Origin of the sequence: Nonomuraea sp. NPDC050663 (genome assembly GCF_044456985.1) — a bacterium.
Classification (GTDB): domain Bacteria; phylum Actinomycetota; class Actinomycetes; order Streptosporangiales; family Streptosporangiaceae; genus Nonomuraea.
In genome coordinates this window covers 1-14,157 of the sequence record NZ_JBITGL010000015.1, presented here as the reverse complement: position 1 = coordinate 14,157, position 14,157 = coordinate 1, and the positions used below count along the sequence as shown (strand labels likewise).

The window sequence follows — 14,157 nt, the reverse complement described above, 5'->3', positions numbered from 1 at the left end:
GGCACTGTCCACCTGAGCCACAAGCGAAGCATGGCCGGGAGTGTGTCGTGACCACCATTCTGCGACGCCTGCCGCCCGCCGAGGCCACCGGTTTACGCACCGGGGCCAGGCACCGGCTGGCGGAGGTCTACCGCCCAGCCGACCTGGTCATCCTCGGTCTGGGCGTGATGATCGGCGCGGGCATTTTCAGCATCGCCGGACGCCAGGCGGCCACCACCGCCGGGCCCGGTGTGATCATCTCCTTCATGATCGCGGGCATCGCCTGCATGCTGGCGTGTCTGTGTTACGCCGAACTGTCGTCGACCATCCCCGCCTCGGGAAGCGCTTACACGTTCACGTATGTGATCTTCGGTGAGGTGTGGGCCTGGGTCATCGGCTGGGCCCTGCTCCTGGAGATGCTGCTCGCCGCCGCCGTGGTCGCGCACGTGTGGTCGATGTTCGCCACGCGCGCGCTCGCCGTACCCGTGCACGAGAACGTCGGCACCGCCCTGATCCTGCTGCTGCTCACCGGGGTCGTCGCCCTGGGCGCGCGCATCGGGTTGCGGGCTTTGTGGATCATGGTGATCGCCAAGCTGGCGGCCATCCTCGCCGTGATCGTCGTGGGCTTCATGCACTTCGACCCGGCCAACCTGGGCGACTTCGTCGCCGACCCGCAACCCTCGACGTCGCCGCCCGACACCGTGATCGACGTGCTGCTCGGGCAGAGTCACAACTTCGGGTACCTGGGCGTCTTCGCGGCCGCTCCCGCGATCGCCTTCGCCTACCTGGGCTTCGACATCGTGGCCACGACCGCCGAGGAGACCTCCAACGCGCCGCGTGCCGTACCCAAGGGCATGATCCGCAGCCTCGGGCTGGCGACGGTCATCTACATCGCGGTGGCCGTCGTCATGGTGGGCATGGCGCCCTACACGGCCATCTCGCCCGACGCGCCGCTGGCCAGCGCCTTCACCCAGGTCGGTCAGGGGTGGATGGTGCACGTGATCGACGTCGGCGCGATACTCGGGCTCACGACGGTGATCCTGGTGCTGCTCGTCGGCCAGACGCGGGTGCTGTTCTCAATGGCGCGCGACGGGCTGCTGCCATCCGGGCTGGCGCGGATCAGCCGGCGTTTCCACTCCCCCGCGCGCACCACCGTGGTGCTCGGCGTGATCACGACACTGGTGGCGGTGCTCGTTCCCGTGCTCACGCTCGAGGAACTGGTGGTGATGGGGACCCTCTTCGCGTTCCTGTTCGTCGCGGCGGGCGTGGTGGTGCTGCGGCGCAGCCGCCCTGACCTGCCGCGCGGCTTCAGCGTGCCCCTGACGCCTGCCGTACCCGCGCTCTCGATGCTGGCGACGTTGTGGCTGATGCTGAACCTCAAGGTGCTGACCTGGGGGTGGTTCGCGTTGTGGATGGCCTTCGGACTGCTCGTCTACTTGCTGTACGGCAGGCGGCACAGCCTCCTTGCCGCGGCTCCTCCGAAGGGAGGGCGGCACCGGCGCTAGTCCTTCTCAGAAGCGGCCCGATTCCATGACGCTGCGCAGGAACTCGCGGGTGCGCGGCTCCCGCGGGTCGGTGAAGATCTGCGAAGGCGGCCCCTTCTCGATCAGCACGCCGTTGTCGAGGAAGCAGACGGTGTCGGCGATCTCCCGGCAGAAGCCCATCTCGTGGGTAGTCATGACCATCGTCATGCCGGCGCTCTTGAGCTCCTTGATGACGCCGAGCACCTCCACGACCAGCTCCGGGTCCAGCGCCGAGGTGACCTCGTCGAGGAGCAGCAGCTTCGGCTGCGTCGCCACCGCGCGGATGATCGCCACGCGCTGCTGCTGGCCGCCGGAGAGCTGGTCGGGATAGGCGGTCGCCCGATCGCCCAGCCCGAACCTCTCCAGCAGGTCGCGCGCCTGCTGCTCGGCCTGCGCGCGCGGCACCTTGTGCACCTGGCGCGGGGCGAGCGTGATGTTGTCGAGCACCGACATGTGCGGGAACAGGTTGAACGCCTGGAAGACGATGCCGAGCCGCTTGCGCACGTCGTCGGCGTTCGCCCGGGGGTCGGTGATCTCCACGCCCTCCAGGTGGATCGTGCCGTCGTCGACCTCTTCCAGCAGGTTGACGCATCGCAGCAGCGTCGACTTGCCGGACCCCGAGGCGCCGATCAGGCAGACCACCTCGTGCGGGGCCACCTCCAGATCGATGCCCTTCAGCACGTGGCGGCCCCGGTAGCCCTTCCACAGGCCCTCGATGGTCAGGACGTTCATGCCCCCCGCCTCCGCTGCGATCTGGCCGCCAGGTAGTCGGTGAACCTGGCCATCGGGATGGTCAGCAGCACGAACAGCAGCGCCGCGACCAGGTAGGGGGTGTAGTTGAAGGTCTTGGCGACGTGGATCTGCGCCTGCCTGACCGCCTCGACCACGCCGATCGTGGCGACCAGCGAGGTCTCCTTCTGCAGGGCGACGAAGTCGTTCAGCAGGGGCGGGATCACCCGCCTGACCGCCTGCGGGAGAACCACGAACCGCATCGTCTTGCCGTACGGCAGGCCGAGGCTCCGCGCGGCGGCCACCTGGCTCGGGTGGACCGACTCGATGCCCGACCTGAACACCTCGGCCACGTAGGCGCCGTACGACAACGTCAGCGCGATGATGCCCAGCGTCACCGGGTCGTTGGGGGTGCCCTGGAGGTTCAGCGCGGGCAGGCCGAAACCGATGAGCAGGACCAGGAGCAGGGTGGGGATGCCGCGGAAGAGGTCGGTGTAGGCGATCGCCAGGGCGCGCAAGGGGAAGAAGACCGGCGACTTCAGGCCCCTGACCAGCGCCACCAGGAGACCGACGATCAGGATCAACGGTTCGGCGATCAAGAAGATCTTGATGTTGATCAGGAAGCCCTCGGCCACGTCAGGGAGGGCCTTGGTGAAGTTCTCCCAGCTGAAGAACGTCTCCTCGACCCGCTGCCAGCCGGGGGCGTTGGTCACGACGTAGACGACGAGGACCAGGAAGATGATCGTCGAGATCGTGGCTGTGGAGGCCGAGCGGAGGGTCCGCGACTTGCGGATCTTCTCGCGCTCGGCCTGGCGCTCGCTCTTGACGTAGCTCACGTGCGCGCTCTTCGCCCTCTGCTACTGGAGTTCGGGCGCGCCCGCGGCGGCGCTCAGCCACTCCTGCTCGATCTTGTCGAGCTCGCCCTTGCTCTTGAGCGCGTCGACGGCCTTGTCGACGCAGCTCTTCAACGTGTTGCCCTTCTCCATCACCAGGCCGAACTCCTCCGGCGTGCTGCCCGTCGCGCTGAACTGGCCGACGATCGCGGAGTTCTCGACCTGCGCCGCGGTCACGTAGAACGCGGTCGGCAGGTCCACGACGATCGCGTCGACCTGCTTGTTCTTCAGGGCGTTCACCGCGTCGATCTGGTCGTTGTAGACGCGCGGCTGCGCACCCGGCTGGATCACGCTGGTGACGGCCTCCAGCGAGGTGGTGCCGACCTGCACGCCGATCTTGGCGTCCTTGAGCTCGGCCAGCGACTTCGCCGCGGCGAACTTACCGCCCTTGATCGCGACGACCGCCTGCTTGACGGTGTAGTAGCCGTTGCTGAAGTCGACCGCCTTGGCCCGCTCGGGGCTGATGGAGACCTGGTTGATGTCGAAGTCGAACTTCTTCGGGCCCGGCGCGAAGGCGGTGTCGAACTTGACCGTCTCCCACTTGACCTCGCTGCGGTCGAAACCCAGCTCGCCGGCGACGGCGTAGGCGACCGCGCTCTCGAACCCCTGGCCGTTGGTGGGGTCGTCGTCCTTGAACCACGGCTCGTAGGCGGGCTTGTCGGTGCCGATCGTCAGCGTGCCCGGGGTGATCAGCTTGAGCTGCTCCTTGGTGCAGGCCGTGGCGGGAGCGCTCGCGCTGCCGGCGGGCGAGGCGGCGGTGGTGGAACTCGTGGTGTTGTCGGCGGGGGCACAGGCCACGGCCGCCAGCGCGAGTGCGCCGGTCGCGAGCAGCAGCGAGGGACGGGCCATGATCATGCCTCCGGAGTACTAGCGAGGGAACTGGGCGCATTCTACGGCAACTGGATAGGGAATCATTCGGGAGGGGGTGGGTTGACCTGCTGTAACTCAGATTGGTTGGGTTTGGGGGTCATGGCCTTGATGACACCAGGCAGAGGAGCTCGATGACCCAGGCAGGCGGCACCCAGGCCACGGTCCCCCACCAGATGTGGCCCCTGTACGCCGCGGGCTTCACCACCGCCTTCGGCGCGCACGGCATCGCCGCCAACCTCGGCGGCTTCTCCGACGACGCCGTCACCTCACTCCTCGTCCTCGGCGGCCTGCTCGCCCTCTACGACGGCGCAGAAGTGCTGCTCAAACCGCTGTTCGGAACCCTCGCCGACCGCATCGGCGCGCGCCCCGTCCTGCTCGGCGGCCTGATCGCCTTCGCCCTCGCCTCCCTCGCGTACGTCATCGCCGACAGCCCCGGCTGGTTGTGGGCCGCCCGCCTCGGCCAGGGCGCCGCCGCCTCCGCCTTCTCCCCGTCGGCCTCCGCGCTGGTCGCCCGCCTCAACCCCGCCGCCAAGCTGGGCCGGGCCTTCGGCAGCTACGGCTTCTACAAGTCGATCGGCTACACCCTCGGCCCCCTGCTCGGCGGCGTCCTGGTGTGGGCGGGCGGGCTGCGGCTGCTGTTCGCGGTGCTGGCGTTCCTCGGCGTCGCGGTCTGCATCTGGGCGGCCCTGGCCGTACCCGCCGTACCACCGCTGCCCAAGGCCAGGCAGACGGTGCTCGACCTGGCCAGGCGGCTGGCCGACCCCGCCTTCCTGCTGCCCACCGCCGCCCTCGCCGGCGCCACCGCCGCGCTGTCGGTCGGGGTCGGGTTCCTGCCCGTGTCCGGGAGTGTCGCCGGGCTGGGCACCGTCGCCACCGGCGCAGCGGTGTCCGTCCTCGCGGCCTGCGCCGCCGTCGTTCAGCCCAGGGCCGGGCGTGCCCTGGACGCTGGGCGGTTGTCCGTGCGCGCGGGGATGTTGTGGGGGCTGGCGATCACGGCCGCGGGGCTGGGGTGCGCGGCGCTGCCCGGGGTGGTGGGGATGCTCGCCGCGGCCGTGTTGATCGGGGTGGGGACCGGGTTGATCACGCCGCTGGGGTTCGCGGCGCTGGCCGCCCGGACGCCGGACGAGCGGATGGGTCAGACGATGGGGGCGGCGGAGCTGGGGCGGGAACTGGGGGACGCTGGGGGGCCGTTGGTGGTGGCCGGGGTTGCGACGGTGGTGGGGCTTTCCGGTGGGTATGCGGTGCTGGCGGTGGTGCTGGCCGTGGGGCCGGTGGTGGGGGTGGTGAAGGGGCTGAGAGCCCGGGCGTGAAGCCTTCCGTCTCCGGGCTCGTGCAGCCTTCCGCGTCCCAGCTTGGGCGGGGTCTCAAGCTGGACTCGGCAGGTCGATCAGCGCCAGCTTCCCCGGATCCGACACCACCGAGATCTCCACGATCCGCCCCCCCGGCCACCGTGAACGCCAGCAGCGACAGCGCAGACCCATCCCCCCGCCAAGCCATGAACCCAGGCCCCCCGTTGACCAGCACCGCACGCCCACGCGCGCCCGGCTCGCTCGGCATGCGCACCCCGGCAGCGACCTGAGTAGCCCCCAGCGTGACGACGACCCCCTCCCCCGTGTCGTCGCTCAACCGCACCTCAGGATCGAGCACCTGCAACAGCCCCTCGAAATCCCCGAACCGCGCCGCCTTCAGAAACGCCCGCACCACAGCCCGCTGCTCCCGCCGCGCACCCGCCGGCCGCTCAGCCGCCTGCACCTTCCGCCGAGCCCGGCTGGCCAGCATCTTCGCCGCATCACCCGACCTGCCAAGAATCCGCCCGATCTCCTCGAACGGCACCGCGAACATGTCGTGCAACACGAACGCCAGCCGCTCCCCCGGCCCCAGCGAATCCAGAACGACCAGCAACGCGACCGCGACCGAATCAGCCAGCGCCACGTCATCCTCAGGCGCGACCCCGTCGTCGAACGTCACCACAAGCTCAGGCAGCCGCTCGTCCAGGGAGGCTTCCGGCCGAATCTGCCGCGACCGCAGGACGTCCAGGCTGATCCGCCCCACCACCGTGGTCAACCAGCCGGCGAGATTGCCGATCGTCTCCGCATCCTGACGCGCGAGCCGCAACCACGCCTCCTGCACCACGTCGTCGGCGTCCGCATACGACCCCAGCACCCGATAGGCGACCGCCCGCAACCGCTCACGCTGCGCGCGAACGCCTCGGCCAGCACATCAGCGGGTGTGGTGTCGGACATGGTGTTACCTTCCTCGATTCTGCTCCGTCATGAGGATGACGAGCCCGGACGGGCACACGTAACCGATGAGGGAGCAGCAACGATGCAAGCACGACTCAAGAGCTCGGGCAGTCCCGAGGTCACCCAGGCGATCCAGCAGCTCTACAAGGTGATCGCCTCAGCGGGCGTCGACAGCCGCCTGCTGACACTCGTCCACCTCCGCACCAGCCAGATCAACGGCTGCAGCCCGTGCGTCTTCGCGTCGGTGCAGGCGGGCAAGCGCGACGGCGAGACGGACCAACGGCTACACAGCGTGGCCGCATGGAGGGAGACGCCGTTCTTCACGGACGAGGAACGGGCGGCACTCGCCCTGACCGAGGCGGCCACCAGGATCCAGGACGGGGCGCCTGGGGTGACGGACGAGATCTGGGAGGGGGTGGCGGGGGTGCTTTCGGAGGGGGAGTTGAATGCGGTCATTTTGGAGATCGCTTTGACGAACTTCTTCAACCGGATCAACCACACGATCCGGGAGCAGGCGGGGAAGACCTGGTGAGCTGAGCGGGGGAGCGGTCGCTCCACCGGGAGGATGGTCTTCAAGGAATGACAGGCGGCGTGTCGGGGCTCCCGACTTCGGTAGTGCCGTCGCTCACGGTCAGTCCGGCGGAGGAGGATGCCTCGTCCCGCCCCGGCCCTCCGCCAGGGTCGCCTCGCGTCGGAACGCCTCCCAAGAGCGCTCACATCGCACCACCGCACGAGCGCCTCGCAGCACCGCACGAGCGCCTCGCACCACCTCCGGCACCTCGCGCCCGTCGGCGGTTGAGCCCCCTCGCCACCCCTCAATCAACGGCCTCGGCCAAGGCAACACTCCCCCTCACCAACAACGGCAACCATGCGGGGCCCGGGGCGGCAGCCTCGGCAGGGGGTGTGGGGGGCTCGGCCCCCCACGCAGCACAGCCCGACCCGCCCAGCGCGAAGCGCGCGATCTTGGGAGGCCCAAGCCTTCCGGCGGGAAGCACAAACCCCCGCCCGAATGCTCGGACGGGGGCCTGTCAAAGCAGGTGCCGGTGTCAGCCGGCGACAACCTCGACGTCGAGGTTGGCAGAAACCTCAGGGTGCAGCTTGACGCTGACCCGGTGGCTGCCGACGCTCTTGATCGGGTTGACGATCTCGATCCGGCGACGGTCGAGCAGCGGCCCGCCGGCCTTCTTGACCGCGTCGGCGATGTCACCGGTGGTGACGGAGCCGAAGAGGCGACCAGCGTCGCCCGCGCGGGTGGTCAGCTTGACCCGGAGGCCGCCGAGCTGGCCGGCGACTTCCTTGGCGGTGCCGAGGTCGCGGATCTCGCGGGCGTCGCGAGCCTTCTTGATCGAGTCGATCTGCTTCTCGCCGCCGCGCGTCCACAGGATCGCGAAGCCGCGGGGCAGGAGGAAGTTACGGCCGTAGCCGTCCTTGACCTCAACGACGTCACCGGGGGCGCCGAGGCCGGAGACCTCGGTGGTGAGGATGAGCTTCATTTCGAGAAACCTCCCTTAGCGCGCGGTGCTCGTGTAAGGCAGCAGAGCCACCTCACGGGCATTCTTGATCGCGGTGGCCACGTCGCGCTGGTGCTGGGTGCAGTTGCCCGTCACCCGGCGCGCACGGATCTTGCCGCGGTCGGAGATGAACTTCCGCAGCAGCGCCGTGTCCTTGTAGTCGACGTAGGAGATCTTCTCGTGGCAGAACAGGCAAACCTTCTTCTTGGGCTTGCGCAGTGCCGGCTTAGCCATCGTGGTGCTCCTTTCAGAGCCCCGCCGTGAAGCGGGAATGGGCCGAAATGGACTGTGGAATTAGAAGGGAGGCTCGTCGCTGAAGTCGTTGCCGCCGCCGAAGCCGCCGCCACCACCCTGCTGCTGGCCGCCACCGCCTCCGCCGTAGCCGCCACCGCCGCCGTAACCGCCGCCGCCCTGGGACGGGGCGGGCGAGGCAGAGGCCCACGGGTCGTCGGCGGGACCGCCACCGAAACCGCCGCCGCCACCGCCGCCACCCTGACGGGAGCTGCGGTTGACCTTGGCGGTCGCGTTACGAAGGGACGGGCCGACCTCGTCGACCTCGACCTCGTAGACGGTGCGCTTCTCGCCTTCCTTGGTCTCGTAAGACCGCTGCTTGAGCCGTCCCTGAACGATGACCCGCATGCCACGCTGCAGCGACTCGGCGACGTTTTCCGCCGCCTGACGCCACACGTTGCAGGTCAGGAAGAGACTCTCGCCGTCTTTCCACTCGTTGGTCTGGCGATCCATGAACCGCGGAGTGGATGCGATGCGGAACCGGGCCACGGCTTGCCCGGTAGGGGTGAAGCGAAGCTCCGGGTCGTCGACGAGGTTGCCGACGATGGTGATGACGGTGTCACCTGCTGCCATGGCCTTGCCTTCCTGCGGTCTCTGGGTTATGGCTCAGAGTACGGCTCTCCGCCGACAAAATCGGGGAGTTAGTGCAGCTCGGGGCGGAGGACCTTGGTCCGCATGATGGCCTCGTTGAGGTTCATCTGCCGATCGAGCTCCTTGACCGTGGCCGGGGTCGCGGTCAGGTCGATGACGGCGTAGATGCCCTCGGACTTCTTGTTGATGTCGTAGGACAGACGACGACGGCCCCAGACGTCGACCTTCTCCACGGTGCCGCCGTCGGTGCGGACGACAGTGAGGAACTGGTCGAGGGACGGTGCGACCGTGCGCTCATCGAGCGAAGGGTCCAGGATGACCATTACTTCGTAACGACGCATACGGGACTCCAACCTCCTCTGGACTCTTGCGGCCACGACCCTGTGCCGTGGCAGGAGGACGCTGACGTTTCTCCAGCACCGGGCCCCTTTCGGCCCGCGGGAGGTCACAACGCAGCTTTGCCAGGTTACCAGCAGCGAACCGATGGGAAGGCCAGTAGGAAAACCCATTGGGGGTGATCAGCTGTGCCGCACGTCTTCCAACCGTCGGAGAGCCAGAGCCAGCAGTTCGATCTCGGCGCCAAGAGCATCGAGGGCAGGCTGGCGATCGCCACGCTGGTGCTCGGACTCGTCTCGTTCGTCGCCACCTTCTTCGAGGGCGGCCACATCATCGCGTCGTGGGCGGGCGCTCTCGGCTTCGGCGTCGGCCTCTACTCCCAGTACGTCTCCGAGACAACCACCCAGCGCTCGGTCAACATCATCGGCATCGTCGCCGCGTTCGTCGGCGTCACGCTGGGGATCGCCCGTGGTGGGTTCCTCTGACGGACCCCTCTAGCTGAGATTGAGGTCGACTCCCAGCAGGGGGAGGAACCAGAGGAAGATCGCCAGCAGAGCCTCGGCCACCTCGCGCAGCAGCGCCGGGGTGATGTAGTCGTACACCCAGGCCACGTAGATGCCGATCAGTATGTAGATCAGGAACACGAGGCTGATGCCTCGACGGTAGTACGCCATATCGGGTCTCCTTGGATGCCAGGGGGCGAACACCGACTTCCCTTTTGCGTGCCCGGCAAACAGATAGGCTCGGTGCCATGGTGCGCATCGGAGCTCACGTCCACAACGACGACCCCGCCGCCCACGCCGAGGCCGTCGGCGCCGAGGTGGTGCAGTTCTTCCTCGGCGACCCGCAGGGCTACAAGGCGCCTGTCCTGCCCGAGAAGCCGGTCGAGGGCGTCGACGTCTACGTCCATGCGCCCTACCTGGTCAACGTCGCCACGACGAACAACCGCATCCGCATCCCCAGCCGCAAGCTCCTGCAGCAGCATCTCGACGCGGCCGCCCAGATCGGAGCCAAGGGCCTGATCGTCCACGGCGGCCACCTGGGCAAGGACGAAGACCCGCAGAAGGGCTTCGACAACTGGCGCAAGGTCTTCGAGCGCCTGGAGCAGCCCATCCCGGTGCTGATCGAGAACACCGCCGGCGGCGACAACGCCATGGCGCGCAGGCTCGACAGCATCGCCCGCCTGTGGGAGACCCTCGACGGCTTCGACGTCGGTTTCTGCCTCGACACCTGCCACGCCCACGCGGGAGGAGAGGAGCTGGTCGGCCTGGTGGAGCGGGTCAAGGCCATCACGGGCCGCATCGACCTGATCCACTGCAACGACTCGCGTGACGCCTTCGACTCGGGGGCCGACCGTCACGCCAATCTCCGCAACGGCCAGATCGACCCCGAGCTGATCCTGGAGGTCTGCCGTACGGCAGGCGCCCCGATCGTGGTCGAGACGCCCGCCGAGGGTCAGGCCGAGGACATCGCCTTCCTTCGGAAGAACCTCTGATACCGCGGAAGAACCTCTGTTACTCCACAGCCTGTGGATAACATTTCTGGATGACGGAAGGTTTACGTCATCGGAACGCGGGGAACCGGTCGGGGGCGCGGTCGAAGACGCCTCCGCCCTGGTCATCGATGCCCGCCTGCCGTACGACGTCCTTGTCCGGACGCAGGATGTCGCGCACGACGAAGGCCATCATGATCCCGATCGTGATGATCCGTCCCCACACGGCCGTGAAGTACGTGTCGTCGCCGATGCCCAGCGACTTGGTGGCCTCGTCCTGGTAGAGCAGGTAGAGCCAGATCGCCATGAAGTACCAGATCTCCGCGATCTGCCACAACGCCAGCGGTTTCCAGTTCGGACGGGCCAGCACCGCGAACGGCACCAGCCACAACACGAACTGCGGTGACCAGACCTTGTTGGTCATCATGAAGGCGGCCAGCGCAAGGAAGCAGATCTGCGCCAGCCGCGGACGCTGCGGCGCCATGACCGTCAGGACGGCGATCCCCAGGCACAGGATGGCCAGCGAGACCATGCCCAGGATGCTGACGTCTGTCGTGCCGAGGACCGGCCAGCCCTTGTTCTGGAAGAACAGCCAGGGCGAGCCCCAGTCGACGCCGCGCTCGGAGGAGAAGGCGTAGAACCGGCGCCAGCCGTCCCAGGCCAGGATCATGAAGGGCAGGTTGACCAGCAGCCACGCGCCGCCCGCCGAGCCGGCCGCCACCAGGAACGGCCGCCACTTCATGGTCCGCACCGTCAGCAGGAACAGCGCGCCGATGAACATCAGCGGGTAGAACTTGGTCGCGATGGCCAGGCCGAGCAGCACGCCCGCGAGCACGTGCTTCTGGCGGGCCCACGCGAGCAGGAAGCCCATCGACAACGCGCCGGCGATCAGGTCCCAGTTGATGTAGGCGGCCAGGATCACGCCGGGCGCCAGGGCGTACCAGAGCGCGTCCCAGCGCCGCGTCGGGCCGGCGACGGCGGCCATGAGCAGCACGCCGATCACCAGGCACAGGCCCAGCAGGATGACGGTCAGGTCGTAGAACCAGACGCCCTGCTCGTACTCGTTACCGGGCGCCAGCCTGCGCGCGATCAGCGCGAAGAACTGCATGACCTCGCCCAGCACCACCGGGTACTCCACGTGCTGGTCGGGCGGCACGTTGGCGAAGTAGGGGTTCTGGGTGGCGAGCTGCCGCGCGAAGTACAGCGGGAAGATGTCGGTGTAGCAGAAGTTCGTGTAGGTCGTCTGACCCGCGTTCCAGCCGCCCGTACGGCAGGGCAGTTTCTGGACGTAGGCGAGAATCGCCCCCAGGGCTGCGAAGAGCCCCAGGGGCAGGTACGGCACCGCCCGCGTGTAGAGCGGGAAGCGCACCTCCGTGGAGGTTGTCATTCGTCCTCACGGGTCGATTCGGGCACACTCGCGGCTCCGGCGGGTGGCGATGGCACGGTCTGGCCACCCATTGTGGACGGATCTTCGTTCGTGGCGTCGCCGCCACCCTCATCGAATTCGCCGCCGTCGCCACCGTCGCCGTACTCAGGCACGCCGTCGTCCTCGGTGCAGATGCCGAGCACGCAGTTGTCCATGCTCCCGTCGTCGCCGAAGGGGTCCTCGGTCTTCTCGGGCTTGGGCTCGGGCTTGGGCGCCAGGTTGTTCGGCACGCCGGTGCCGGCCTTGGCGGGGAAGTCCTCGACCTTCCTGCCGTCCATGGCGGCGGCCATGAAGTCGTGCCAGATCTGCGTGGGCAGGCCGCCACCGCCGATGGCGCCGGGCAGCGACACTTCCCTCCAGCAGACCTCGTACTTGGGGTTCTTCTTGTGGATGAGCGGGTTGCCGTACTTGTCGTACTTCAGTTCCTTCTTGCAGTTCGTAGTGAACGGCATTTCCTTGTACATGCCGACAGCGGTCGAGAGCTGCGGAGTGAAGCCGACGAACCAGGCGTCCTTGGACTCGTTGTTCGTACCGGTCTTGCCCGCCACCGGGCGGCCGATGTTGGCGGCGCCGCCGGTACCGGCCTTGACGACCTGCTGCAGCGCGTAGGTCGCGTCGGCGGCCACGCCCTCGGTGAGGACCGTCCTGGAGGCCTTGCTCTCCTCGCCGACCTTCGTGCCGTCGAAGGTGGTGATTGAGATGACCGTGTGCCACGGGGTGTACTTGCCGCCGTTGGCGAAGATGGAGTAGCCCGCCGCCTGCTCCACGGCCGTGACCGAGGCGCTGCCGATGGTCACGGCGTAGTTGTGCTCGCCGACGGCCCAGTCGATGCCCTTGCTGTAAGCGGACTGCGCCCGCTCGCCGACTCCGGCGCTCTTGGCGATCTCTGCGACCTTGTCCATGCCGACCTTCTCGCCCATCTGCACGAAGACCGTGTTGACGGACTTCGCCGTGGCGGTGGCGAGGTTGATCGAGCCATAGGCGCTGTTGCCGGCGTTGCTGATGTCCTTGGTGCCCGGAGCCTTGTAGGTCTTCATGCCCTCGATGTAGCTGTCGAGGGACCAGCCCTGCTCCAGCCAGGCGGCCAGGACGTACGGCTTGAAGGCGGACGCGGCCTGCTTGACCGTGTCGAAGGCCCGGTTGGTGTAGTTCTTCGTGTAGTCGTCGCCGCTGAAGAAGGCGACCACGCGGCCGTTCTTCGGGTTCACCGAGGCCACCGTGGCGTGCACGGTAGGCCCGAAGGTGCGGGTGCGCGCGTCGACGACCCGCTTGGCCTCGATCATGAGCTGCTTGTCGAAGGTGGTGACGACCTTCAGACCGCGCGACCGGAGCGCTTCCTCGCTGATGCCGTACTTGGACTCCAGCTCGCGCTCGACGATGTTGAGCATGTAGCCCTTGAGCCCGGTGTAGGCCTCCTTCGGCTTGAAGGACGCGAACTTCAGGTCCTCGAACTTGGCGCCCTTGAACTCGCCGTACTTGGCCGCGTCGATGGTCTGCAGGCCGCCGATCACGTAGTTGAAACGCTCCTTGGTGAGCGCCATGTTGTCCTTGGCCTCGGCCTCGTCGAAGCGCGAGGGGTTCTGGATGCGCCCGGCCAGGTAGGCGGCCTCCGGCACGGTCAGTTCCTTGGCGCTCGTGTTGAAGTACGCCTTCGCCGCCGCCTCGACACCGCTGGCGCCGCGACCGAAGTAGATCGTGTTCAGGTACTGCTCGAGGATCCACTCCTTGGGCTTGCTCTTGTTGAGCTTGACCGCGACGAAGATCTCCTTGATCTTGCGGCTGGGCGAGACCTCCGTGCCGATGCCCTCGTAGTACCCACGCGCCATCTGCTGGGTGATGGTCGAGGCGCCCTGGATCTGCTGTCCGGTGGCGGTCATCCACACCGAGCGGGCCAGGCCGCTGAAGGAGATGCCGGAGTCCTCCCAGAACTCACGGTTCTCCGCGGCGATGACGGCGTCCTGCAGGTGCTTGGGGATGTCAGAGAAGGGGACGATGCGCCGCTTCTCCCCCAGCTCGGCGATCGGCGTCTTGCCGTCGTTGTAGTAGATGATGCTGCCCTGCGCGGTCGCCGACTCCTTGTAGTTCTCCGGCACCGGGGTGTTGGCGTAGCCCACCGCGATCATGCCGAACAGGCCGGCCACCAGGATGACGCCGCCCGCCATGACGATCTTCCAGCTCGGCAGGAACCGCCGCCACCGCGCCTTCTCGGGCTTGGAGGGACCGTCGTCGTCGCGGCCCCTGCGCGTGGGAGGAGGGCCGCCGGGCCCACCGGG

The 14,157-nt window shown here is 67.9% G+C and carries 15 protein-coding genes and 1 pseudogene; 5 read left to right on the top strand and 11 right to left on the bottom strand.

The features are described from left to right. Positions 1–47: 47 nt before the first annotated feature. Positions 48–1,484, top strand: a complete 1,437-nt coding sequence (locus ACIBH1_RS35525; protein ID WP_397318398.1) for an APC family permease — start codon at positions 48–50, stop codon at positions 1,482–1,484. 6 nt (positions 1,485–1,490) lie between these two features. Here the strand turns inward: ACIBH1_RS35525 and ACIBH1_RS35520 are convergent, their stop codons facing one another. Genes ACIBH1_RS35520 through ACIBH1_RS35510 form a run of 3 tightly spaced genes read right to left on the bottom strand, consistent with a single transcriptional unit; the run spans position 1,491 to position 3,979 of the window. Next, a complete protein-coding gene (locus ACIBH1_RS35520) occupies positions 1,491–2,234 on the bottom strand; it encodes an amino acid ABC transporter ATP-binding protein (protein ID WP_397318397.1) in 744 nt (247 codons plus the stop codon). Continuing rightward, complete coding sequence (locus ACIBH1_RS35515; protein WP_397318396.1) at positions 2,231–3,067, bottom strand: amino acid ABC transporter permease; 837 nt, start codon at positions 3,065–3,067, stop codon at positions 2,231–2,233. Before ACIBH1_RS35515 ends, ACIBH1_RS35520 begins: the two co-directional genes overlap by 4 nt. Positions 3,068–3,088: 21 nt before the next feature. Next, positions 3,089–3,979, bottom strand: a complete 891-nt coding sequence (locus ACIBH1_RS35510; protein WP_397318395.1) for an ABC transporter substrate-binding protein — start codon at positions 3,977–3,979, stop codon at positions 3,089–3,091. Between the two features lie 146 nt (positions 3,980–4,125). Between ACIBH1_RS35510 and ACIBH1_RS35505 the strand changes: the two genes are divergently transcribed. Further along, entirely contained in the window at positions 4,126–5,304 is a 1,179-nt protein-coding gene (locus ACIBH1_RS35505; protein WP_397318394.1) for an MFS transporter, read from the top strand. Positions 5,305–5,800: 496 nt separating this feature from the next. Here ACIBH1_RS35505 and ACIBH1_RS35500 read toward each other — a convergent pair. Further along, a pseudogene (locus tag ACIBH1_RS35500) lies at positions 5,801–6,157 on the bottom strand (sigma factor); the annotation flags it as partial. A gap of 78 nt (positions 6,158–6,235) precedes the next feature. Here ACIBH1_RS35500 and ACIBH1_RS35495 point away from each other — a divergent pair. Further along, positions 6,236–6,769 (top strand): carboxymuconolactone decarboxylase family protein, encoded by a 534-nt coding sequence (locus tag ACIBH1_RS35495; RefSeq protein ID WP_397318624.1) that lies wholly within the window; start codon positions 6,236–6,238, stop codon positions 6,767–6,769. Between the two features lie 514 nt (positions 6,770–7,283). Here ACIBH1_RS35495 and rplI read toward each other — a convergent pair. The 4 genes from rplI to rpsF all read right to left on the bottom strand — a co-directional run bounded on the left by rplI (position 7,284) and on the right by rpsF (position 8,971). Next, positions 7,284–7,730, bottom strand: a complete 447-nt coding sequence (gene rplI, locus ACIBH1_RS35490) for a 50S ribosomal protein L9 (RefSeq protein ID WP_397318393.1) — start codon at positions 7,728–7,730, stop codon at positions 7,284–7,286. A 15-nt stretch (positions 7,731–7,745) separates the two neighbouring features. Continuing rightward, complete coding sequence (gene rpsR, locus ACIBH1_RS35485) at positions 7,746–7,982, bottom strand: 30S ribosomal protein S18 (protein WP_084955402.1); 237 nt, start codon at positions 7,980–7,982, stop codon at positions 7,746–7,748. A 60-nt stretch (positions 7,983–8,042) separates the two neighbouring features. Further along, positions 8,043–8,612: a single-stranded DNA-binding protein gene (locus ACIBH1_RS35480; RefSeq protein WP_181610611.1), complete on the bottom strand. Its 570-nt coding sequence runs from the start codon at positions 8,610–8,612 to the stop codon at positions 8,043–8,045. 68 nt (positions 8,613–8,680) lie between these two features. Next, positions 8,681–8,971, bottom strand: a complete 291-nt coding sequence (rpsF, locus tag ACIBH1_RS35475; RefSeq protein ID WP_181610610.1) for a 30S ribosomal protein S6 — start codon at positions 8,969–8,971, stop codon at positions 8,681–8,683. 183 nt (positions 8,972–9,154) lie between these two features. On the opposite strand from rpsF, the gene ACIBH1_RS35470 reads away from it, so the two are divergent. Continuing rightward, positions 9,155–9,451 carry a hypothetical protein gene (locus ACIBH1_RS35470; protein ID WP_397318392.1) on the top strand — a complete coding sequence of 99 codons (297 nt, stop codon included), beginning with the start codon at positions 9,155–9,157 and terminating at the stop codon, positions 9,449–9,451. Between the two features lie 9 nt (positions 9,452–9,460). Here ACIBH1_RS35470 and ACIBH1_RS35465 read toward each other — a convergent pair whose 3' ends face one another. Then, the gene (locus tag ACIBH1_RS35465; protein WP_397318391.1) at positions 9,461–9,640 is read right to left on the bottom strand and encodes a hypothetical protein; all 180 of its coding nucleotides are present in this window, start codon (positions 9,638–9,640) and stop codon (positions 9,461–9,463) included. Positions 9,641–9,717: 77 nt separating this feature from the next. Here ACIBH1_RS35465 and ACIBH1_RS35460 point away from each other — a divergent pair, with 77 nt between their 5' ends. Continuing rightward, positions 9,718–10,461, top strand: coding sequence for a deoxyribonuclease IV (locus tag ACIBH1_RS35460; RefSeq protein ID WP_397318390.1), 744 nt, complete (start codon positions 9,718–9,720; stop codon positions 10,459–10,461). 67 nt (positions 10,462–10,528) lie between these two features. Here ACIBH1_RS35460 and ACIBH1_RS35455 read toward each other — a convergent pair whose 3' ends face one another. After that, positions 10,529–11,845, bottom strand: coding sequence for a glycosyltransferase family 87 protein (locus ACIBH1_RS35455; protein ID WP_397318389.1), 1,317 nt, complete (start codon positions 11,843–11,845; stop codon positions 10,529–10,531). After that, positions 11,842–14,157: transglycosylase domain-containing protein (locus ACIBH1_RS35450; protein ID WP_397318388.1), on the bottom strand; the 2,316-nt coding region annotated here is incomplete at its 5' end. The genes ACIBH1_RS35455 and ACIBH1_RS35450, both read right to left, overlap by 4 nt.

Coding starts and splice junctions, on each gene's coding strand:
- ACIBH1_RS35520 (WP_397318397.1), bottom strand. CDS start 2,234: ATGAACGTCCTGACCATCGAGGGCCTGTGGAAGGGCTACCGGGGCCGC.
- ACIBH1_RS35510 (WP_397318395.1), bottom strand. CDS start 3,979: ATGATCATGGCCCGTCCCTCGCTGCTGCTCGCGACCGGCGCACTCGCG.
- rpsF (WP_181610610.1), bottom strand. CDS start 8,971: ATGCGTCGTTACGAAGTAATGGTCATCCTGGACCCTTCGCTCGATGAG.
- ACIBH1_RS35505 (WP_397318394.1), top strand. CDS start 4,126: ATGACCCAGGCAGGCGGCACCCAGGCCACGGTCCCCCACCAGATGTGG.
- ACIBH1_RS35495 (WP_397318624.1), top strand. CDS start 6,236: ATGGTGTTACCTTCCTCGATTCTGCTCCGTCATGAGGATGACGAGCCC.
- rplI (WP_397318393.1), bottom strand. CDS start 7,730: ATGAAGCTCATCCTCACCACCGAGGTCTCCGGCCTCGGCGCCCCCGGT.
- ACIBH1_RS35480 (WP_181610611.1), bottom strand. CDS start 8,612: ATGGCAGCAGGTGACACCGTCATCACCATCGTCGGCAACCTCGTCGAC.
- ACIBH1_RS35455 (WP_397318389.1), bottom strand. CDS start 11,845: ATGACAACCTCCACGGAGGTGCGCTTCCCGCTCTACACGCGGGCGGTG.
- ACIBH1_RS35460 (WP_397318390.1), top strand. CDS start 9,718: ATGGTGCGCATCGGAGCTCACGTCCACAACGACGACCCCGCCGCCCAC.
- ACIBH1_RS35465 (WP_397318391.1), bottom strand. CDS start 9,640: ATGGCGTACTACCGTCGAGGCATCAGCCTCGTGTTCCTGATCTACATA.
- rpsR (WP_084955402.1), bottom strand. CDS start 7,982: ATGGCTAAGCCGGCACTGCGCAAGCCCAAGAAGAAGGTTTGCCTGTTC.